This is a genomic window from Wolbachia endosymbiont (group A) of Volucella inflata (assembly GCF_947250665.1).
Classification (GTDB): Bacteria; Pseudomonadota; Alphaproteobacteria; order Rickettsiales; family Anaplasmataceae; genus Wolbachia; species Wolbachia pipientis.
This window is the reverse complement of the sequence record NZ_OX366338.1, coordinates 1046300-1067822: the sequence shown is the minus strand read 5'-3', so window position 1 is coordinate 1067822 and position 21523 is coordinate 1046300. Positions and strand designations below refer to the sequence as shown.

Below are 21523 nucleotides of genomic sequence, written 5' to 3'. Positions count from 1 at the left end.
AAGAAGTCTACTGAATGTAAACCAGTTTCTCACACACACATTTTACCACATGATCGGCGCTGATATTAAAATGCTCATAAAGTGTTTTATAAGGTGCTGATTCTCCGAAGCTTTTCATGCCAATAAATATACCGTTTGAACCTATGTATTTATGCCAACCCATTTCACTTCCGGCTTCAATTGCAACTTTAATGCTGTCATTATTTAATATTGCCGCTTTATATTCATCGCTTTGCTCGTCAAAAAGCCTCCAGCATGGCATAGAAACAATCCTTGTACCTATACCCTTTTCCTGCAATTTCTCCCTTGCTTCAACTGCAATTTCAACTTCAGATCCGGTAGCATATATTGTCACTTTTAATTCTTTTGAACATTCACACAAAATATATGCACCAAACTTCGATAGATTAGCAGATTGATCAATATCAGAATGCATGTAACTTACGTTTTGCCTTGAGAGCGCAAACAGTGCTGGAGATTCTTTCTTTTCGAGTGCAATGCTAACACACTCCAGAGTTTCAACTGCATCGGCTGGTCTAAAAACATATAGATTTGGTATAGCACGCAAAGAAGCTAAATGCTCTATTGGTTGGTGAGTTGGGCCATCTTCTCCCACTCCAATTGAGTCGTGAGTCATGACATACATAACCTGCTGTTTCATCAGAGCTGAAAGACGTATAGCAGGACGACAATAGTCGGAAAATACCAAAAAAGTGCCGCCATAAGGAAGAATCGCGCCGTGAAGTGCCATACCATTCATACAAGCTGCCATAGCGTGCTCTCTCACTCCATAGTGGACATAAGAGCCACTATAATTATTGCTATTTATTACCTGCATGTGCTTATATTTAGTGCAATTTGACCCAGTAAGATCAGCAGAACCGCCGATTAATTCCGGCATAGACTCAGTTAAAAGTTCCATTACTCTGCCGAAAGAAGATCGAGTAGCTTCGTTTGGCATTAGCTCACATATTTGTTTCTTCAGGTCAGCTAAAACACCAGCGATATTATCTGGTAGATGTTTATCTAACCGTCTTTGAAGTTCTGCATGATACCCTGTCATCCCAGCATTCTCTTCTGTCATCCCAGTACTCTCTCTTGTCATCCCAGTGCTTGACACTGGGATCCATTCTTTTTCTTCTTTCCTGGATTCCAGCGTCACGCTCTGGAATGACATCGTGTAGTTTTGTTTTGCTCTCTCAACAGTTTTCTTCCAGGCATTTTTCACATCTTCTGGTACATGGAATGGTTCATAATTCCAGTTTAATTTCTCTCTCATCTGTTTTATATCTTCCTCCGAAAAAGCACCACTGTGAGCAGAGGATGTGCCAGCACGGCTTGAAAATTTTCCGATAATGGTTTTGCAGCAGATCATTGTAGGTTTATCAGACTTTTTTGCTTGCTCTATTGCAAGGGATATGGCATCAAAATCATGGCCATCAATTTTGTCAACATTCCATCCATACGCTAAGAAGCGTTTCTCTACATCATCAGAGCAGGAAAGACAAGTAGCGCCATCTATAGAGATATCATTATCATCAAAAAGAGCTATCAGCTTATTCAATTTAAGATGCCCAGCAAGTGATGCTGCTTCATGGCTTATTCCTTCCATAAGACAGCCATCCCCTAGCATCACGTAAGTGTAGTGATTAATTAAGCTATCTCCAAATTGTTCTTTAAGAATCGATTCAGCAAGTGCCATGCCAACAGCAGCGGCAAACCCCTGACCGAGCGGGCCTGTTGTTGCCTCTACCCCGGAAGTCAAGCCGAACTCTGGATGACCTGGGGTCTTGGATCCCATTTGCCTGAAATTCTTTAGCTCATCTATGCTAATATAACCTGTCAAATATAATATTGAATATAGTAACATTGACCCATGACCGTTTGATAAAACAAAGCGATCTCTATTGAACCATTTAGAATCATCAGGATTATGATTCAGATATTTAGCAAACAAAACAGTTGCAACATCTGCCATGCCAAGTGGCATACCTGGGTGTCCAGAGTTTGCTTTTTGTACTGCATCAATTGATAAAAAACGGATGGCGTTTGCCATAGATTTTAAATGTGAATGATTCATGTGTTAATAGAAAAACTTAAAAATGAAGTATAAAAGATTATATCAGCAAAAACAAGTTGACACTGAGTGCTAAAATCCTTAATAATCTAAAGTTAAGTCGTGAGAGTTTTTATATGACAACTGTTATCACTAGAAAGTATAGGATTAGCCGTAGACTTGGTGTAAATTTATGGGGTAGAGCTAAAGACCCAGTAAACAAAAGGAAATACCCTCCAGGTCAACATGGTATTCTTGGATTCAAGAAGTTATCCGACTTTGGTAAGCAGTTTGCTGCGCATAAGAAATTTAAGTTTTACTATGCGATTTCAAGTAAGCAGCTCAGACGTACATTTTTAGATGCTTATAACAGAAAGGGTTATACGGCTGATAATTTTATCGGTATCTTAGAATCGAGATTAAGTTCTGTTTTATACCACTCTGGTCTTGTTCCAACAATTTACTCAGCAAAGCAGCTCATATCTCATAAGCACGTTACAGTTAATGATAAGGTGGTTAACATATCGAGTTATCGAGTGAAGCCAGGTGATATAATAAAAATAAGAGAAAGGGCAGCAAAAATTCCTGTAGTAGTAGAGGCTGAACAAAAACAAGAGCGCAAGGCTCCGGATTATTTAGAAGCAGATAGTAAAGAGCATTCAGTGAAGTATTTGAGGTCACCTCAATATTCTGAGGTTCCTTATTCAGCAGACATGGAAGTCAATTTAGTAGTAGAGTTTTACTCTAGATAGATAAAAAAAGCCCGTGTGGCGGAATCGGTAGACGCAGCGGACTTAAAATCCGTGGGTTTTGCGACCTTGGGAGTTCAAGTCTCCCCATGGGCACCAATTTAACTTAGCAGATAAATACAAAAAAGTATGAAATGGCTTGATATAGAAGATATTGTAGAAGCTCTGGAGGAAAAATTTCCAGATGAGAATATAATTAGTATCAGATTCACTGAGCTTAAAAAAAAGGTCTTGAGTTTAGAGGAATTTGATGATGATGAAAAACGCTGTAACGAAAAAATACTCGAAGCTATTCAAGCAGCTTGGATTGAGGAAAGATTAACCGCATAGCAATAAACCATACGCAAACGTGATTTCTATTACAATTTGCATATTGATTATGCTATTTTTTGGATCTAGCCTAGGCTCTGTGGACAAAATTTTAGAGAAGCCATACAAGAGCTCCAACAAAATTGAGAAAACCCATAAAAACCTCAGCAGTTTTATCAAATCTGGAAAAAATGCGCCTAAAATTTTTAATTTTACCAAAAAAACACTCAATCAAATGACGTTCTTTGTAGATATGCTCATCGTAATACCTTTGCACTTTTCGATTCCGTTTTGGCGGAATAACTACTGTACATCCCTTGTCTTCAAGACTTGTAACAAAGGCATTGCTATCGTAGCCCTTGTCAGCTACTACAGTAGAGTTATAGATACTTTCGGTCAACACTTGTGCCTGCGTAATTTCATTTCTTTGACCAGGAGTCAGAGTAAATTTAAGTGGATTTCCAAGTGCATCGACAAGCGCATGTATTTTAGTTGTAAAGCCACCTTTGCTCCTCCCTAAAGCTTCTTGATCCTTGGAGTTTTTTGTATATCCAGATGAACATGGATGGGCTCGGATGATCGTACCGTCGATTATAGCAACTTCTAAATCAGGCTCTTGTTTAGTATATTCAAGCAATTTTTTCCAGACATCTCTTTCACACCATCTTTTAAATCGCTTATGTATACTCCTGTAATTACCATAAGTTTTTGGTAAAAGTCTCCATTGGCAACCACTTCGCACTATGTACCACACTGCCTCTATGAATATTCTTAAACGTTTTTCATCTTTGCTGTGCATTCCTTTTACGCTTTTTATGAACTCTAAAATTTGTTTCCAATTTTCCTCTTTGATGTAATATTGCATATGGTAGTTTCTCCATTTTTTACCTATTAGGCTAAACTACCATCTTTTTCTCTCTTTTCATATTTTTTGTCCACAGAGCCTAGACATCGGGGATAATGTATGTCTCACATTTTAGAGAGTGGCAACCTCTAGGATGCAAGCATGAGATAAAAGCAGGTAACACTAAACCTTATAGTGAATCCCTGCAAACAGAGTTAGATATGGTTACGAGAGGAACCAATGCCTGAATTGTCGTAACGAACGATATGCGAAATAAGGTTGGTTAACGCATAGACCAAAAGGTACGGAGAAAGTGGATAATTAGAACTTGACTGGTCTGATTAAGATGTTTCCCATCTCCCGGCAAAAAGTTGGAACCTAAGTCTAACATGAAACAATTTCATGGAACGGAGTAACATTATAGATGCTCTTATTCTTTAAGCAGGGAGCCACCCGTATGCACCTATAATGAGGGATTGTCTAAGAAGCCAAGGCCTAAAATAATGTTTAGGATATGCTGACGTGGACACTGTAATTTGGAAGGTAAAGTTGTGAGTAGTGGTTAATATGTTATGAGCCAACATTAAGTGTTAGGTATGAATGAATACGACTTCTCTAGTAATATAGAGAATGCTGTATTTAAGCTATAAAAACAAATTTACCAAGCTTTGAAATGTTAATTACATGGAGAAGTATGTATGACAAACACCAAGTTAGAGAGAAGCCGGATGTGGTGAAAGTCACAAGTCCGGTTTTGAAGTCGAGTGGAGAGAGGTGACTTTCTCCACTTAGATAACTGTGTCTGAGCACTGGGATGACATCCTCCCTGGTGGACTCAAATTACAATGTTCGTGCAGTACGCACTGGAATGACAGGGCTTTAAGAAATCCAATGTAGTGGTAAACCTTACTTATTTAGTTATACTAGAAACAAAACAGAAAAATGCTCAAACACAGCGGTCCAAAAAAATTAAAGTCTATAATTGAAAACTATGCATTGAAATGCATGAAAAATAAGATTAGTAAAAATGAAATACGTCTGATTTTAAACTGGCGAAATATAGTAGGGAAAGAAATAGCAGAGTGTACAAAACCGAAAAAGATCTCATATGCACAGAATATAAATTCGGGTGTGTTGCATCTGGTAGTAACAAATGGCAGTAAAGCATTGGAAATTCAGCATATGATTTCTCTTATAATAGAAAAAATTACGATATTTTTTGGTTATAAAGCAGTATATGGTATAAAAATTAAGCAAGAGAGTATTGACTATTTGACTATATAAGGTAATCTAAGTACATAGAATAACTTCGGTAATATTAAAGTGAGTAGAGTTTGCGAATTAACAAATAGAAAAAAGTCTTTTGGTAATAAGGTATCACATTCAAATCGTAAAACAAAGCGTACCTTTCTTTTAAACTTACATAAGGTTACGTTGACGAGTGATATATTGAATAAAAAGTTTAGATTTCGTGTAGCAACAAGAACTTTGAGAACTATAGATTACAAAGGTGATTTGGATGCTTTTTTGCTCAACACAAGAACGATTAAACTAAGTGAGAAAGCGCAGAAGATAAAAAGAAGGTTGAAAAAAGTTTTAGTAAAGCAAGAGGTAGAGTTAGCCGTTTCAGATGCATAGTAAGCCTCCATGGCTCAGAGCAAAAGCTCCGACCGGTGAAGTATTCAATGAAACCTTAAACATCGTTAAACTGCATAACTTACATACGGTATGTGAAGAAGCTGCATGTCCAAATATTGGTGAATGTTGGAATAAACGTCACGCTACTGTGATGATTCTCGGTTCTGTTTGCACTCGTGCTTGTGCATTTTGCAACGTTGCAACTGGCATTCCTGATAAGTTAGACCCTCATGAGCCAGAAAATTTAGCAAAAGCGATAAAAAAGTTGAACTTGAAGCATGTTGTTATTACTTCTGTTGATCGTGATGATTTACCAGATGGTGGCGCAAATCAGTTTATACAGTGCATAGAAGAAATTAGAAAGATAACTTCAGAAACAACAATAGAGATTTTAACTCCTGATTTTTTAAATAAGAAAGGAGCATTTGAAGCAATTGCTGTTGCATCACCTGATGTCTATAACCACAATATTGAAACAGTGCCGAGATTGTATGCAAAAATAAGACCACGAGCTCGCTATTTTCATTCACTATATTTGCTGAAGATGGTAAAGCAGATTAATCCTAAAGTTTTCACAAAGTCGGGGCTTATGGTTGGTCTTGGAGAAACAAAAGAGGAAATATTTCAGGTTATGGACGATTTGCGCAGTGCTGAGGTTGATTTTATTACAATTGGTCAATATCTACAACCAACTCCAAAACATGCAAAACTTGATAGGTATGTTACCCCAGAGGAATTTGAGCATTATAAATACGTTGCTTACTCCAAAGGTTTCTTAGTGGTTGCATCAAGCCCACTAACTCGGTCATCATACCACGCTGAAGAAGATTTTAACAGGCTTAAGGCTTGTCGTTGACATTTGCGTTAATTCAAATTAATTTTTACTAATTATAAAGGAGTTGAGCGACTTTACGTAATGTCTACTATAAAAATCAAGAAGAAATCGCAATTAGTTAAAGAGGTATTCGACTCCGTAGCAAATCGCTACGACACCATGAATGATATAATGAGCCTCGGAATGCACAGATTGTGGAAAGATAAAATGGTAAATAGTGTGCATTTTACAAAAAACTCTAAGGTTTTAGATGTTGCTGGAGGAACTGGAGATATAGCAATAAGAGTAGTAAGAAAAGAGCCAAGTGTTAAGGTTACAGTATGCGATATAAATCAAAACATGCTAAACAGAGGACGTGATAAAGCTATAAATTCAAACCAAATTAATTTTGATTGGGTATGTGCAAGTGCAGAAAGTTTACCATTTGAAGACACCGAATTTGATTATTGCACAATAGCTTTTGGCATTCGAAATGTTTCTGACCGTAAGAAGGCTTTAAATGAGGCGCACAGGGTATTAAAACCACATGGAAAATTTATCTGCTTAGAATTTGCCCCTATGCACTATCAAAATGAGATATTTACCAAACTTTATGACTTATATTCATTTAAAGTAATTCCTAAAATTGGCAGCATAGTTGCTAAAGACAAGAGTTCTTATGAATATTTAGTGAAGAGCATCAGAGAATTTCCAACTCAGGCTGATTTTAAAATGGAGATTGAAGAGGTAGGTTTTAAGAATGTTGAGTTTCATAATATGAGCTATGGAATAGTGGCATTACACATTGGAACAAAATGAATATTAAACTCTGGTATAGAACGCTGGATTATTATCTCATCCTTCCAGTGTTTTTTTTGCTCACTATAAGCTTCATTCTTGTTTATTCAGCAAGCCCTGTAATTGCGCAGCGTCTTTTTCTACCACAGGATTATTTTATACGGCGCCATACAATTTATATAGTCCTGTCACTAATTACCTTGGTGACATTTTCTTTTCTCAACACAAGAACTATACTTAACCTCTCGTTCGCAGGTTTCATTTTATTTACTATTCTAGTAGCAATTGCGATAATACTTGGTATAGAGGTAAAAGGTGCGAAACGATGGTTACATATTGTCAAAATTTCTGTTCAACCATCTGAGTTCGTAAGGCCATTTTTTTCTGTTGTTATAGCTAGTATCTTGGCCAGCGAAATGAGGTTTAAAATGCGCATATCAATCATAATATTTCTGTTAGTTTTTGTGTTGTTACTTTTGCAACCTGATTTCAGTATGTCCATGCTTTTAACATATTCTTTTATTGGTCAAATGTTTATTGCATGTATACCATTTTTATACTTTCTATGCATAATAGGAATGGCCACAACTGGAACTACAATAGCTTACTTATGCCTCCCACATATAAAGCAAAGGATTTACAATTTTGTCTTTTTTACGCAGCGCGATAACTTTCAAGTCACAAAATCATTAGAAGCATTCAAAAGAGGTCAATTAACTGGAGTTGGACCTGGTGAAGGTAGCGTAAAAGCCTCTCTTCCTGATTGTCATACAGATTTTGTGTTTTCTGTTTTAGCAGAAGAATTTGGTTTGATTACGTGCTTAGCCACATTGATGTTATTTGGTATCATTTCCGCCCGCTTGCTTTACGTTGCATATAGGGAAAATGAATTATTTAATCTGTTAGTGATTCTCGGTATCTCAATGCAATTCATCACACAATTCATAATAAACATAGGGGTAACATTGAGTGTTTTTCCTACCACCGGCATAACCCTGCCGTTACTTAGCTATGGTGGTTCTTCTCTTTTATCTTCGAGCATCGCACTTGGCATAATGCTGTCTTTCAGTAGAAACCAAGCTATCGCATTAAAGTTTCGTGAGCGTGTTACGCTTGGAAGACATGCTGTAGACTAATGCCATACCTTTTCCCTTTCCCCTGAAACTAGAATCTATATACTTAACTTTAGAAACTTTAAAATACGATGCGATCTAATATTAGGCAGTTATTTTACTATATAAAGCCTAATCTATCTTATTTCATCATAGCTTTTATTGCAGTTTTATTTTCAGCCTTAACGATCCTCCTCTTTGGCAGAGGCTTAAACGATATAATTGATTCTGGCACAGAGCACGATTTTACTACCAAACTATTAGTTGCAATACTTATAGTTTTAGCCATTTCTCTCACTGCATTTACTCGGTTATATTTCATTGGCATTGGCAGCGAGAAAGTTATCGCAAGAATCAGATATGACTTATATAGCAGTATCACTAACTTGCAACCAAGTTTCTTTGAGAACACAGGCGTACAAGATGTTATCTCAGCGTTAGTTACTGATACATCTGTGTTGCAATCAATAATAAACAGCAGCTTACTAACCATATTACGAAATTTTGTGATTCTGATTGGTAGTGTTGCTATGTTATTGTATACAAATATACAACTAACTGCGTATGCAGCCGCAATAATACCTATACTACTAATTATCATGACCTCACTTGGAAAAAAAGTGCGTAGCTATGCACGCTTTGCCCAGGATAAATTAAGTGAGCTTGCGTCATTTAGTGAGGAAAATTTTAGATCTATAGTGACTATCAAATCGTTTGTACTCGAAGAAAATGAAAAAACCCGTTTTAAGGAGTATTTAAACTCAGTATCAAAATCATACGTAAAATTAGTACTCTTGCGTGCTATTCTAGTAACTCTAGTTATCACGTGTGTGATAGGTTCACTAGTTGTTTTGCTCTTTTTTGGTATTAAAGAAGTCTTAAGCAATAATATAACTATTGGAAAACTCTCCTCATTTGTGTTTTATTCAGCGCTCGCAGCAGGAGCTATAAATAATTTGAGCGATAATATCAGTGATTTACAACGAGGTCTTGGAATAGTAGAGCGTTTATTTGAATTTAAAAATATGAAAAGCTCTATAGCAGATCCCGATGATCCTATAAAAATTTGTAGTGTTCAAAAGGGAATTTCGTTTAATGGTGTAACATTTTTTTATGCTGATAAGCCAGCATTAGATAACGTATCATTTTCTATAGAGGCAGGTCAAGCAGTATCAATTGTTGGACCATCTGGCAGTGGTAAAAGCACCATTTTAAAGCTTCTGCTCCGTTTTCATGATCCAAACAAAGGTAGCATTACTATCGATGGGCACAATATTAAGTCAATTGCGCTAAATGACCTCAGATCGTTGTTTGGCTTAGTGCCACAAGATCACATGATATTTTCTTGCTCAATAATGGAAAATATACTATATGGCAAACCAGGTGCCGAATATGAGGAAGTGAAGCAAGCAGCCATCAGCGCTTATGCGATGGAATTTATTGATAAGCTGCCTGATAAATTTGATACATTTGTAGGAAAAAGAGGATTAAAACTTTCTGAAGGACAAAAACAACGTATTGTAATAGCAAGGGCCATACTCAACAATCCTCAGGTTTTAATACTGGATGAAGCAACCTCTGCCCTTGATTATAAAAGTGAGAACCTCGTGCAAAAAGCATTGAGCAAGTTAATGCAAAACAGAACAACAATCGTAATTACACACAGGCTATCAACCGCACTTAAAACTGACAAGATTATAGTAATTAATCATGGAAAAGTAGAAGAAGTAGGAACTCATGACTCTCTAATGAGTAAAGACGGGATGTATGCAAAACTGGCGAAGATACAGTGGAATTGAAAGAAAATTTAAATCATACCGTTAGTTGATATGCTAGATTTATAATTAAAGTTATTAAATTTTTAATCATTTTAATTTATAATAATCTCATAGTATTTTTTTAAGGATTATTATGGTTTATAATTATAGTCATTTACCAAAACTACCATGTACGGCTTTTAATTTGCCAGTATCAGCTTTACCAGCACCAGTATCGAACTGTGCACAAGCTTGTGCACCTGCATACGCACCTTGTGCTACTAATTCGTGCCACAATCATTTTAACTCATATCATAACTATTATGACACATGTCATAATCCTTGTGATGAATTTGGGTTTTTTTGTTAGAAGATTGTTTTTAAACAATTCATAAACGCACGTCTAGCTATACGTGCTTCCAAGAGCACATGGGTGTTATTCAACCCATGTGTTTCATGTTTTGCTTGAGAAGATAAGCAAGAGCTTACTTGTTATTCACAGCGGCTATAGCAGTTTTATCACAATTTATTTCAGCAACACAACTAATTTGACTATTTGACTACTGACAGCTTCTTCTTGGAATCTTATCATTATTCTACCATAGTAAAACTTTTAACTCTAATATCTGCTACATTAAAGTCGTATTTTGAAATGTACTGTAAGTTAAGGACTTTGTGTATGCTAATTTTAGTCTTTAAATTATTATTTTTTTAACTATTGTATACTATAATTGTAGTAATTTTTAATTACTAAGGAAACTATTATGAACTACAATCTTTTTTCACAATCATACGCTTCTCCATACACGGCTTACACCTCTGAACCACGAAATTGTGCACACGTGCATCCATGTATTCCTACACATACAACTTACACTCCCAAACTATGGAACCACCATCCTTGCTTTGAACCATGCAACCCTACCATCATTAACATACGTATACCACCTTGTCCACAGCCTGAACCTAAACCTGAACCTAAAGAACCAATTGACTTTTCAAAGCTTGCAATACTAATCAACCCAGTTACTGGCGAGATTCTTGATGCCACTACTAAGGAATCTACTGGTAAAATTTTTAAAGAATGTCAAAAAATTATAGAAGAAACTAAAAACGATCTTGAAATTGGCCCAAACAATAAACTCATAGGAGGATGTGATAGCGATGCTTCATGTAAAGCTTGTGTGGATACAATAAATTCTTCTATATCAGATTCACGTAAAGTAACAGCATTTTTTTCTGAAGAGATGTCAGTACCAGAAGATACTTTTGAAGTTATTTAGGAGCACTACAGAGGTGGGTATTCACTGCACCTCTACTTATTAATTAATTTTTAATAATCATGACTTACCAATGGAGGTATACTATGTTAAAAAATAACCTTTTTTATCCATGTCAACAGGGTAAAAGCTATATATATCACCGACCACTTAGAATATGTGATACTAATAATATGCCGCTGGTAATCAACAAGGATAAGACCGGTGGATGTGATAAGAATGCAATACAGAAGGAGATAGAAGGTAAAATAAAGGAAAATGTTAAGAATGAACTGAAGAAAGATCTTAAGTGTGAAATTGATGATAAGACTAAGGGTGAAATAAAGGAAAATGTTAAGAATGAACTGAAGAAAGACCTTAAGTGTGAAATTGATGATAAGACTAAGGGTGAAATGAAGGAAATTGTAAGTTAAAAATGTGATATAAAAGAGATAAGAGGGAAAGATAACCCTACTCACTATAGGAATAGGGCTATCACGGGCATGTGCGACCGAAGAGCCATTGGTATTACAACCGTTCAGATCAAGGTACACTAGCCCCATCTCTCGATACGTTTGAATAGTTGCATGGGACATATGTATGCACCCGTTTACAATCTTAAATTAATTAAACTATCGAGGTTATTTATTATGATTACATCTTATCAAAATTTCATTGGAATTGATATCGGAAAATTTAAAAATGTTGCCGCAACTCACAACCAAAAGAGCACTATCAAGTTTGACAATGATGCTACTGGTTGGCAACAGTTGTTTCAAAAATTTTCAGATATCCTACCTAATTCTCTAGTAACTTTGGAAAACACTGGAAAATATGAGCTTGGCTTAGCACATTTTCTTGTTGATAAGAATGTTGCTGTACATCGAGCTAATACTCGCAAAGTAAAAAGCTTTGTCATATCTCATGGAACTTTAGCAAAGTCTGATCAATCAGATGCAAGAGCTCTTGCTCAATATGGATGTGAACGCTATAGTACTCTATCTCTATTTGTGCCTATGTCAAAAGAACAAACAGCCTTAGTTGCACTTTGTCAACGACGTGATGACATTACACAAATGAGAGTTCAAGAGAAATGTAGACTGAAAGCACCTGAAAACGAGCATATAAAAGAAAGTTGCCAAAAAACCATTGACTTTTTTAACGGTCAGATAAATGAGATCAATAATGCAATACAAAAAATCATTGATGAAAATCTAGGCTCTGTGGACAAAAAATATGAAAAGAGAGAAAAAGATGGTAGTTTAGCCTAATAGGTAAAAAATGGAGAAACTACCATATGCAATATTACATCAAAGAGGAAAATTGGAAACAAATTTTAGAGTTCATAAAAAGCGTAAAAGGAATGCACAGCAAAGATGAAAAACGTTTAAGAATATTCATAGAGGCAGTGTGGTACATAGTGCGAAGTGGTTGCCAATGGAGACTTTTACCAAAAACTTATGGTAATTACAGGAGTATACATAAGCGATTTAAAAGATGGTGTGAAAGAGATGTCTGGAAAAAATTGCTTGAATATACTAAACAAGAGCCTGATTTAGAAGTTGCTATAATCGACGGTACGATCATCCGAGGCCATCCATGTTCATCTGGATATACAAAAAACTCCAAGGATCAAGAAGCTTTAGGGAGGAGCAAAGGTGGCTTTACAACTAAAATACATGCGCTTGTCGATGCACTTGGAAATCCACTTAAATTTACTCTGACTCCTGGTCAAAGAAATGAAATTACGCAGGCACAAGTGTTGACCGAAAGTATCTATAACTCTACTGTAGTAGCTGACAAGGGCTACGATAGCAATGCCTTTGTTACAAGTCTTGAAGACAAGGGATGTACAGTAGTTATTCCGCCAAAACGGAATCGAAAAGTGCAAAGGTATTACGATGAGCATATCTACAAAGAACGTCATTTGATTGAGTGTTTTTTTGGTAAAATTAAAAATTTTAGGCGCATTTTTTCCAGATTTGATAAAACTGCTGAGGTTTTTATGGGTTTTCTCAATTTTGTTGGAGCTCTTGTATGGCTTCTCTAAAATTTTGTCCACAGAGCCTAGCAACATGTGGTGTAAAAAGTGTACAGAACTTCCCAATGACTCCGTTTGCAAGAGTGACACAGAGACTAAAAGTCTTTGTTATTCTGCAAAGAGCAGTTACGACACTAAAGAATATAGCAAAAACTTCTTTAATGAAGAATGTCCTAACCTTGTTAGTAAACCTATTCAAATGGGATCGGAAGAACAAAATATAATTACGAAGCAGGGTATGCCGCTGTTGCTTGTTAATTACAAAACAGGAAAGATAATAAATAAAGATGGTGAAGAAACTGATCAGCATTATGCTGTATGTCAGCGTTACCTTAAAGATGATGGTAGACCTAAATCGATAGAGGATTGTGGTAATGGTGAAGCCTGCAAGAAGTGCATTAAAACACTGAACGAATCCATTTGGGATGCTGGAGATAAAACGATTATATTAAAAATTCCTGCGTTTAATGACCAGATGCTCAAGTCCGATATGGCAACAAGTATGTATGGAAGTGAGAACAATAACGCTTCTTATTATACTAGCAATAGCGACTTAATATAAACTATAATTTTTCTGGGTCTTCCGACCCAGAAAAGGTCGCCTTACACCAAACAAAGAGTAGAGATAAGATAAATCTTCAACTAGCCCCATTTATCCACTATACTGCTATAGGTTTTCATAGTTTTTCTAGTGGATGAACATTTTCAAGCAGGTTTCCTCTCTAATTTTCAGCAAATTAAATGAGTTGAAGCAAAGGGGTGTTATAAGCACGAATGCAACAAACTTTATCGTAGAGCCTCCAAGCAATAGAGCGCATGGAGATATTTACACAAACGTTGCCATGGTGCTTGCAAAGCATGAAAAGAAGAATCCCATTGAAATTGCAGAGGTTTTAGCCAAAGAATTTGAACTTTTTGATGAAGTTGCAAAAGTGGAAATAGCGGGCCCTGGTTTCATCAACATACACTTAAAAATAAAAGTATGGCATGGGATTTTAAAACAAATAAATGAGCTAAAAACAGAGTTTGGCACCCTAGATATAGGGAACAATCAGGCCATCAATGTTGAGTTTGTATCTGCAAATCCAACTGGTCCACTGCATATTGGTCATGCAAGAGGGGCAGTATTTGGTGACGTTCTGGCAAATTTATTGAAAAAAGTTGGTTATAAAGTTACTAAGGAATACTATATTAATGATGCTGGAGCGCAGATAGATACACTAATAAAGTCAGTATATTTGCGATATAAAGAAGCTCTGGGAGAAAAAATCAGCATCGAAAAAGGTTTATACCCAGGTGAATATTTAAAACCGATAGGGAATGGGCTGGCCAAAAAATATGGCAAGGAGCTTCTAGAAAAGCAAGATAATCAGGTGATTAGAGAATATACTTTAAGTTCTATCTTAGAAATCATAAAGGAAGACATGAACTTACTTGGGGTAAGTCATGATGTCTTTACTTCAGAGTATGAGCTACAAAAAAGTGGCAAGATCGAAGAGAGTATAAAGATATTGTCTGACAAGGGTTTGGTGTATGAAGGGTACCTGGAGAAACCAAAAGGCAAAGAAAGCGAAAATTGGACTTCCAGAAAAGAAATGTTATTTCGCTCTACAAAATTTGGTGATGACGTTGACCGTGCATTGAAGAAAGAGGACGGCAGTTGGACTTATTTTGCCTCGGATATCGCTTACCATTTTGATAAGATATCGCGTGGTTTTAACAATATGATCGTAGAGCTTGGTAGTGACCACGGCGGTTATGTCAAAAGACTCAAAGCAGTCGTCTCTGCGCTCAGTGATGATCAAGCAAAAATAGAGGTAAAACTGCATAATATTGTGAATTTTTTCGAGAACGGCAAACCTGTTAAGATGTCCAAAAGATCAGGAAACTTCCTAACAGCAAGAGATGTAGTTGAGGAAGTTGGCAGGGATATCACTCGTTTTATAATGCTGACACGCAAGAATGATATGGTCTTGGACTTTGATTTTGCCAAAGTTAAAGAGCAGTCAAAAGATAATCCTATTTTTTATGTGCAATATGCGCACGCTCGTGCTCATTCGTTAATGCGTAATGCTCCAAAAGAGCTTCCAACAGCAGATCCTTCACTTTTAAAGACGGGTGGAGAGCTCTTCCTCGTAAAAACCTTAGCAAAGTGGCCAGATGTGGTAGAAACTGCAGCAAGGCTTTATGAGCCACACAGAATTACTTTCTACTTACTTGAAGTTACAGAAGCGTTTCACGTTTTATGGGGGTATGGCAAAAGTGATTTAAACATGCGTTTCATACTGGAAGACAACTTAAACCTCACCGCTGCAAGAATGTTTCTCGTGCAGGCCTTAGCACACGTCATCGCTTCTGGACTTTCTATCTTCAATATAGAGCCTTTGGAAGAGATGAGTTGATTTTTTTATGCAAGATTGTTTTTTCAACGAATAGAGAAGTTGACAAAATTAAGTAAAAATGTTATAGTTTATAGTAGTATTTTCTGGTTAATATATGGCTCACAGTCAAAAAAAGCTCAATGTTAATGTAAGTTTTGACAGTAAATTGGCTCAGTATCTTACAGAAATGGCAGAGACTCAAAATAAAACTATTCCTGAAGTTTTAGTAGATTTAGTGGAAGAAGAGTTCGAAGAAGATGTAGAGCTATCCAAAATAGCTGACGATCGCCTCTCTGAAGGTGAAGAAGAAGTAGAGGATGATGAAAACATCTGGAAATAAAACTTACACTATAAAATTCTTAAAAAATGTTATTGAAAAAGAAATTCCAGCTCTTCCGGCAAAGATTAAATTAATGGTTCAGGAGGCCATAAAGAAACGCCTTACAGTTGATCCTTTTAATCTAGGAAAGCCTTTATGTCATAGCTTTAGAGGGCAATATAGGATAAGGGTTAGCAACTACCGTATAATTTACAGCATAAATCATTCAGAGCGCAGAGTACTTATTACTGCAGTGGGGCATAGAAAAAACATTTACAAACACAGGAGATTACACAATTAAAAATATAAGAAGACAACTTAAACCTTACCGCTGCAACTCGTGCAAGCCTTAGATCGCTTCTGGACTTTCTATCTTCAATATAGAGCCTTTGGAAGAAATGAGTTGATTTTTTTTGTTACAATATGTAATGATCAAAATATTATTCAAAGTAGGGTAAAGTTATGACAATCAGTTTTAGGGAGTATTCAACTGTATTCACTGAAGTTGCGGAACAGACCATCTTGCTTGGGGAAGTGGTGATGCAAGCTGGAAGAGTCGCCATAAAGTAGAAAATTTTTTCACCCCTGATACCCTAGATCACCACCCCGTCAAAGATGTGAAGGTTACTACAGGACAGATAATTTATCAGCCAAGTATAGACTATACAGTTGATAGCAATACTGGTGTGATTAAACGTACGGAAAATGGTTCTATTGCAAATGGTGGTGCAGTCACTATAGAGTATACTCAAAATACACCACCAGAGTCCATTACGTCTGAAAAACTGCTCAATGAACTTGGTAGACGTACCGCTCAAGAAGTTCTCTTCTGCACAGGTGATGAAAACGGTGAACTTTTGACTCCATCTGGGAAGTTTAAATCTTCTGCTGTACCAACCAATAATCTTTATCTCAAATTTACTTTCGATTTCACGGACGCAGCAAATCAAGTGATAAGGGAACTCGGGGTTATGGTTGGTACAAAAGTGAAAAAAGAATTGCTTCCAGGACAGAGATATTTTGAACCACAAGATATAGAAGACCCGGGAATTTTATTGGTTCTAGAGCACACAGTGCCACTTATTAGATCTGCAGCAACCCGTGAAACCTTTGCCTTTGTCGTTACATTTTAGCAAAAGGGAAAAAAGATGACTTTAAATAGCTATTATAATCGCTCTGACAAAGAATACGAAAAAAGCTTGTTCCTTGCAGGAAGAGGTTTGCAATCAGCAGAATTAAATGAGATTCAAGATTATGCTCTTTTGAGGCTCAAAGGCATAGGAGATGCGATATTCCGCGATGGTGATGTTATAACAGGAAGCAATTGTATCATAGATGGGGAAAAAGTTACACTTGAAGCAGGAAAAATCTATCTTCGTGGAGCAGTTAGAAAAGTCGAAAAAGAAGAATTTATTATTCCACTTAATACTATAGTTCGCATAGGTGTTTATTATGTAGAATCTACCATCACAGAACTTGAGGACGAAAATCTTCGTGATCCTGCAGTTGGTACGCGTAATTATCAAGAAGTAGGGGCAGCAAGGCTTAAAGCTACCATTACTTGGGGATATCGAGCTGAGGGTGTAACTGCTAATGCTGTAGGGGAATTTTACCCAATTTATAACATTGAAAACGGAGTGTTGGTAGAACATTCACCACCACCACAAGCAAACATAGTGACCACTGCTCTTGCCCGTTATGACAAGGAGGCAAATGGATCTTACGTAGTAAATGGCCTAGAAGTAATGTTTTTGCAGAGGGAAGAGGGAGAAAGAGGGGCACAAGTATTTGTGATTAATGAGGGAAAAGCTCATGTTGATGGCTATGAGACTCAGTTACCTCACAGTATTCGAGTGTATTTTGATGAAGATCCAGATATAAAAGTAGTTAAATCAGAATTTCACACCTTTCAGCCAAATAGCCAAAGAGTAATGGAACTTAAAGTTCATGATTTTCCGGTTAGTGAGATAAAAAGGATAGATATAACTGTTCAGAAAACTATTACCATGACACATGGTTCATATTCTGGAGTTGTTGATCCGATACCTGACTCTGCAGTTCAGGAGATTATTCAAGTTAAGCAAGGTGATGTAATTTATGAAAACAGTACAGATTATAAGCTCAGTGGAGGAAATGTTGATTGGTCATTACCCGGCAAAGAGCCAGCGCCAGGAAGCAGTTACCTGATAACCTATCGTTGTCGCACTCATGTGAGCCCTGAAGATGTGGATGAACAAGGGTGTAAAATAAGAGGAGCAGTGGATGGCAGTTTAGTTTCAATTGATTACACTTGGAAAATGCCCCGCTTTGATTTAATCACTCTAGGCTCTGTGGACAAAAAATATGAAAAGAGAGAAAAAGATGGTAGTTTAGCCTAATAGGTAAAAAATGGAGAAACTACCATATGCAATATTACATCAAAGAGGAAAATTGGAAACAAATTTTAGAGTTCATAAAAAGCGTAAAAGGAATGCACAGCAAAGATGAAAAACGTTTAAGAATATTCATAGAGGCAGTGTGGTACATAGTGCGAAGTGGTTGCCAATGGAGACTTTTACCAAAAACTTATGGTAATTACAGGAATATACATAAGCGATTTAAAAGATGGTGTGAAAGAGATGTCTGGAAAAAATTGCTTGAATATACTAAACAAGAGCCTGATTTAGAAGTTGCTATAATCGACGGTACGATCATCCGAGGCCATCCATGTTCATCTGGATATACAAAAAACTCCAAGGATCAAGAAGCTTTAGGGAGGAGCAAAGGTGGCTTTACAACTAAAATACATGCGCTTGTCGATGCACTTGGAAATCCACTTAAATTTACTCTGACTCCTGGTCAAAGAAATGAAATTACGCAGGCACAAGTGTTGACCGAAAGTATCTATAACTCTACTGTAGTAGCTGACAAGGGCTACGATAGCAATGCCTTTGTTACAAGTCTTGAAGACAAGGGATGTACAGTAGTTATTCCGCCAAAACGGAATCGAAAAGTGCAAAGGTATTACGATGAGCATATCTACAAAGAACGTCATTTGATTGAGTGTTTTTTTGGTAAAATTAAAAATTTTAGGCGCATTTTTTCCAGATTTGATAAAACTGCTGAGGTTTTTATGGGTTTTCTCAATTTTGTTGGAGCTCTTGTATGGCTTCTCTAAAATTTTGTCCACAGAGCCTAGGAAAAACATTCCTCTATTCACATCTTTTCGTCATGCTGTTGATTCTGCTTTTCTATGAACTTTCCGGACTATTATGAAAAGAGCTATACTACCCATATGCTGCACTTGGAGTAATATTTGTAAAAAATACAACCAAAGTGCAGGATTATTTGTGGGAACTCCTGATAACACAAATGCTAATAAGTCAAGAATTTCAAGGATAACGTGGAAAAATGTTTACGTACACACGGGTTATAGTAGCAGCTTTGCTGGATCTGGGAATGTAGAAATTCCAGCAGGAAAAACAGTTGCAGTATTACTTTATACATCATCTTATCTATATTCCAGAGGAAAAGTTAGTGAAGGTATGCTTTCAGGTGATATACATATCTATAGTCAATTTATCCAGTGGGGGATTTATAACATACGTAACAATTTTCTAACCACAGGACTTGAAGTAGATGTGGAAAGGACGCTAAGGGCTTGGCAATGTCCAGGATTGGACGCTACATATAAAATTTGGGTGTGAGAAGAAATTGTGACCATTTACATACATTTTGAAAACAACAAGCAAATTGAAACAACAACGCTTGAAAGTAAGCCAACAGGGAATGATTGGTATGAAGCACCAAAGAGTTTTGACTGGCAAAAAAGTTATTGTTTAACAGAAGGAGGGAAAATTGTTGAAAGGAGTAAAGAGGATATTGAGCTGGAATTACTGGAAACTGCGAAACTTTCTGCACTTTCTAGTCTCCGTACTTATTATAATAACTATACTCACCAATACGCAGGAGCTTCTCATCAGAAGTCTAAGTCGTATGAGATACAAGCGAAAGCCGCAAAGAACATTCTAGGCTCTGTGGACAAAATTTTAGAGAAGCCATACAAGAGCTCCAACAAAATTGAGAAAACCCATAAAAACCTCAGCAGTTTTATCAAATCTGGAAAAAATGCGCCTAAAATTTTTAATTTTACCAAAAAAACACTCAATCAAATGACGTTCTTTGTAGATATGCTCATCGTAATACCTTTGCACTTTTCGATTCCGTTTTGGCGGAATAACTACTGTACATCCCTTGTCTTCAAGACTTATAACAAAGGCATTGCTATCGTAGCCCTTGTCAGCTACTACAGTAGAGTTATAGATACTTTCGGTCAACACTTGTGCCTGCGTAATTTCATTTCTTTGACCAGGAGTCAGAGTAAATTTAAGTGGATTTCCAAGTGCATCGACAAGCGCATGTATTTTAGTTGTAAAGCCACCTTTGCTCCTCCCTAAAGCTTCTTGATCCTTGGAGTTTTTTGTATATCCAGATGAACATGGATGGCCTCGGATGATCGTACCGTCGATTATAGCAACTTCTAAATCAGGCTCTTGTTTAGTATATTCAAGCAATTTTTTCCAGACATCTCTTTCACACCATCTTTTAAATCGCTTATGTATACTCCTGTAATTACCATAAGTTTTTGGTAAAAGTCTCCATTGGCAACCACTTCGCACTATGTACCACACTGCCTCTATGAATATTCTTAAACGTTTTTCATTTTTGCTGTGCATTCCTTTTACGCTTTTTATGAACTCTAAAATTTGTTTCCAATTTTCCTCTTTGATGTAATATTGCATATGGTAGTTTCTCCATTTTTTACCTATTAGGCTAAACTACCATCTTTTTCTCTCTTTTCATATTTTTTGTCCACAGAGCCTAGAATGTTGAAACATCTCCTTAAAAACCTCTTTTGCAAATGAACGATAATTCTTTTCTCCATCTTTATTATTTTTAACCAAGCTAATATGTTTTTTATATAATCGGTCAACAAAATCCCTATCTATATTCTCTCCGTTAATGATGAAATCCATTCTATTAATGTCTTTATATGCTTGCTCACCAGAATTTGCGCTTTTATTATCTTTAGCTCTTAATTTATTAAAACCAAATTCTTTAATTTTAGCCTTTAATGTAACTATTGGATTTGCTTCTGTCATACTTCCCCCTTACTAAAGCCTTCAAAATTAATTATACTATAGGAATTGTTAATAGATTATTGACGATATATAAGTGTAACGATGGCTTTGTACTACCTGTATAATAAATACGCTAAGGCAAAAATTTAGCTGTAGAAAGAATAATGCAACTTTATCGCATTTCATTTTACTATAACTTGACTATAAGAAAAAATCTTATTTTGATTACTACGAGTAGTTCTATAAACCAAATTAATTGTAAAAAAGAGCGAGTGATTTGTGTAGAGCTTAAGATAATTCGTTTCTTAGATTGCTAATTATCTTAG

At 36.3% G+C, this 21523-nt stretch carries 21 protein-coding genes, 1 tRNA gene and 4 pseudogenes; 22 read left to right on the top strand and 4 right to left on the bottom strand.

The window, feature by feature from the left end; all coding sequences use genetic code 11:
- Positions 1-7 precede the first annotated feature (7 nt).
- Entirely contained in the window at positions 8-2080 is a 2073-nt protein-coding gene (tkt, locus tag OOK85_RS05515; protein WP_264702652.1) for a transketolase, read from the bottom strand.
- A 113-nt stretch (positions 2081-2193) separates the two neighbouring features.
- Between tkt and rpsD the strand changes: the two genes are divergently transcribed.
- The 3 genes from rpsD (at position 2194) to iscX (ending at position 3135) form a co-directional block, all read left to right on the top strand.
- Complete coding sequence (gene rpsD, locus OOK85_RS05510; protein ID WP_010962555.1) at positions 2194-2808, top strand: 30S ribosomal protein S4; 615 nt, start codon at positions 2194-2196, stop codon at positions 2806-2808.
- Between the two features lie 9 nt (positions 2809-2817).
- Positions 2818-2904, top strand: a tRNA-Leu gene (locus OOK85_RS05505).
- Between the two features lie 30 nt (positions 2905-2934).
- Entirely contained in the window at positions 2935-3135 is a 201-nt protein-coding gene (gene iscX / locus OOK85_RS05500; RefSeq protein ID WP_010962556.1) for a Fe-S cluster assembly protein IscX, read from the top strand.
- Between the two features lie 91 nt (positions 3136-3226).
- On the opposite strand, the gene OOK85_RS05495 is transcribed toward iscX, so the two are convergent.
- Positions 3227-3979 carry an IS5 family transposase gene (locus tag OOK85_RS05495; RefSeq protein ID WP_264702259.1) on the bottom strand — a complete coding sequence of 251 codons (753 nt, stop codon included), beginning with the start codon at positions 3977-3979 and terminating at the stop codon, positions 3227-3229.
- 921 nt (positions 3980-4900) lie between these two features.
- Here OOK85_RS05495 and OOK85_RS05490 point away from each other — a divergent pair.
- The 19 genes and pseudogenes from OOK85_RS05490 to OOK85_RS05400 form a co-directional block, all read left to right on the top strand.
- A complete protein-coding gene (locus OOK85_RS05490) occupies positions 4901-5242 on the top strand; it encodes a DUF721 domain-containing protein (RefSeq protein WP_064125521.1) in 342 nt (113 codons plus the stop codon).
- A 39-nt stretch (positions 5243-5281) separates the two neighbouring features.
- Positions 5282-5596: a 50S ribosomal protein L28 gene (rpmB, locus tag OOK85_RS05485; RefSeq protein ID WP_006279619.1), complete on the top strand. Its 315-nt coding sequence runs from the start codon at positions 5282-5284 to the stop codon at positions 5594-5596.
- Positions 5589-6452, top strand: a complete 864-nt coding sequence (gene lipA, locus OOK85_RS05480) for a lipoyl synthase (protein ID WP_264702646.1) — start codon at positions 5589-5591, stop codon at positions 6450-6452. The genes rpmB and lipA overlap by 8 nt, the downstream gene beginning before the upstream one ends.
- A 60-nt stretch (positions 6453-6512) precedes the next feature.
- Positions 6513-7229 carry a bifunctional demethylmenaquinone methyltransferase/2-methoxy-6-polyprenyl-1,4-benzoquinol methylase UbiE gene (gene ubiE / locus OOK85_RS05475; RefSeq protein WP_264702644.1) on the top strand — a complete coding sequence of 239 codons (717 nt, stop codon included), beginning with the start codon at positions 6513-6515 and terminating at the stop codon, positions 7227-7229.
- A complete protein-coding gene (locus OOK85_RS05470) occupies positions 7226-8344 on the top strand; it encodes an FtsW/RodA/SpoVE family cell cycle protein (protein ID WP_264702640.1) in 1119 nt (372 codons plus the stop codon). Before ubiE ends, OOK85_RS05470 begins: the two co-directional genes overlap by 4 nt.
- Before the next feature lie 68 nt (positions 8345-8412).
- The gene (locus tag OOK85_RS05465; RefSeq protein ID WP_264702638.1) at positions 8413-10119 is read left to right on the top strand and encodes an ABC transporter ATP-binding protein; all 1707 of its coding nucleotides are present in this window, start codon (positions 8413-8415) and stop codon (positions 10117-10119) included.
- 722 nt (positions 10120-10841) lie between these two features.
- Positions 10842-11360: a hypothetical protein gene (locus tag OOK85_RS05460; RefSeq protein WP_264702636.1), complete on the top strand. Its 519-nt coding sequence runs from the start codon at positions 10842-10844 to the stop codon at positions 11358-11360.
- A gap of 83 nt (positions 11361-11443) precedes the next feature.
- Entirely contained in the window at positions 11444-11770 is a 327-nt protein-coding gene (locus OOK85_RS05455) for a hypothetical protein (protein WP_264702634.1), read from the top strand.
- Between the two features lie 216 nt (positions 11771-11986).
- Positions 11987-12589 (top strand): annotated as a pseudogene (locus tag OOK85_RS05450) (IS110 family transposase); the annotation flags it as partial.
- Positions 12590-12633: 44 nt separating this feature from the next.
- Positions 12634-13386: an IS5 family transposase gene (locus OOK85_RS05445; RefSeq protein ID WP_264702164.1), complete on the top strand. Its 753-nt coding sequence runs from the start codon at positions 12634-12636 to the stop codon at positions 13384-13386.
- A gap of 4 nt (positions 13387-13390) precedes the next feature.
- A complete protein-coding gene (locus OOK85_RS05440) occupies positions 13391-13939 on the top strand; it encodes a hypothetical protein (protein ID WP_264702632.1) in 549 nt (182 codons plus the stop codon).
- 133 nt (positions 13940-14072) lie between these two features.
- Positions 14073-15779, top strand: coding sequence for an arginine--tRNA ligase (gene argS, locus OOK85_RS05435; RefSeq protein ID WP_264702630.1), 1707 nt, complete (start codon positions 14073-14075; stop codon positions 15777-15779).
- Positions 15780-15873: 94 nt separating this feature from the next.
- Complete coding sequence (locus OOK85_RS05430; protein WP_010962565.1) at positions 15874-16098, top strand: hypothetical protein; 225 nt, start codon at positions 15874-15876, stop codon at positions 16096-16098.
- On the top strand, positions 16079-16378 hold the full coding sequence (locus OOK85_RS05425) for a type II toxin-antitoxin system RelE family toxin (RefSeq protein ID WP_264338436.1): 300 nt from the start codon (positions 16079-16081) through the stop codon (positions 16376-16378). The genes OOK85_RS05430 and OOK85_RS05425 overlap by 20 nt, the downstream gene beginning before the upstream one ends.
- A 316-nt stretch (positions 16379-16694) precedes the next feature.
- The gene (locus tag OOK85_RS05420) at positions 16695-17210 is read left to right on the top strand and encodes a hypothetical protein (RefSeq protein WP_264702626.1); all 516 of its coding nucleotides are present in this window, start codon (positions 16695-16697) and stop codon (positions 17208-17210) included.
- Positions 17211-17225: 15 nt separating this feature from the next.
- Positions 17226-18407, top strand: a pseudogene (locus OOK85_RS05415) (DUF4815 domain-containing protein); the annotation flags it as partial.
- A gap of 74 nt (positions 18408-18481) precedes the next feature.
- On the top strand, positions 18482-19234 hold the full coding sequence (locus OOK85_RS05410) for an IS5 family transposase (protein ID WP_264702253.1): 753 nt from the start codon (positions 18482-18484) through the stop codon (positions 19232-19234).
- 107 nt (positions 19235-19341) lie between these two features.
- Positions 19342-19763 (top strand): annotated as a pseudogene (locus OOK85_RS05405) (hypothetical protein); the annotation flags it as partial.
- Positions 19764-19772: 9 nt separating this feature from the next.
- A pseudogene (locus OOK85_RS05400) lies at positions 19773-20114 on the top strand (hypothetical protein); the annotation flags it as partial.
- On the opposite strand, the gene OOK85_RS05395 reads toward OOK85_RS05400, so the two are convergent.
- Positions 20106-20858: an IS5 family transposase gene (locus OOK85_RS05395; protein ID WP_264702624.1), complete on the bottom strand. Its 753-nt coding sequence runs from the start codon at positions 20856-20858 to the stop codon at positions 20106-20108. The pseudogene OOK85_RS05400 and the gene OOK85_RS05395 overlap by 9 nt on opposite strands.
- Before the next feature lie 57 nt (positions 20859-20915).
- On the bottom strand, positions 20916-21218 hold the full coding sequence (locus tag OOK85_RS05390; RefSeq protein ID WP_264702622.1) for a hypothetical protein: 303 nt from the start codon (positions 21216-21218) through the stop codon (positions 20916-20918).
- Positions 21219-21523 lie beyond the last annotated feature (305 nt).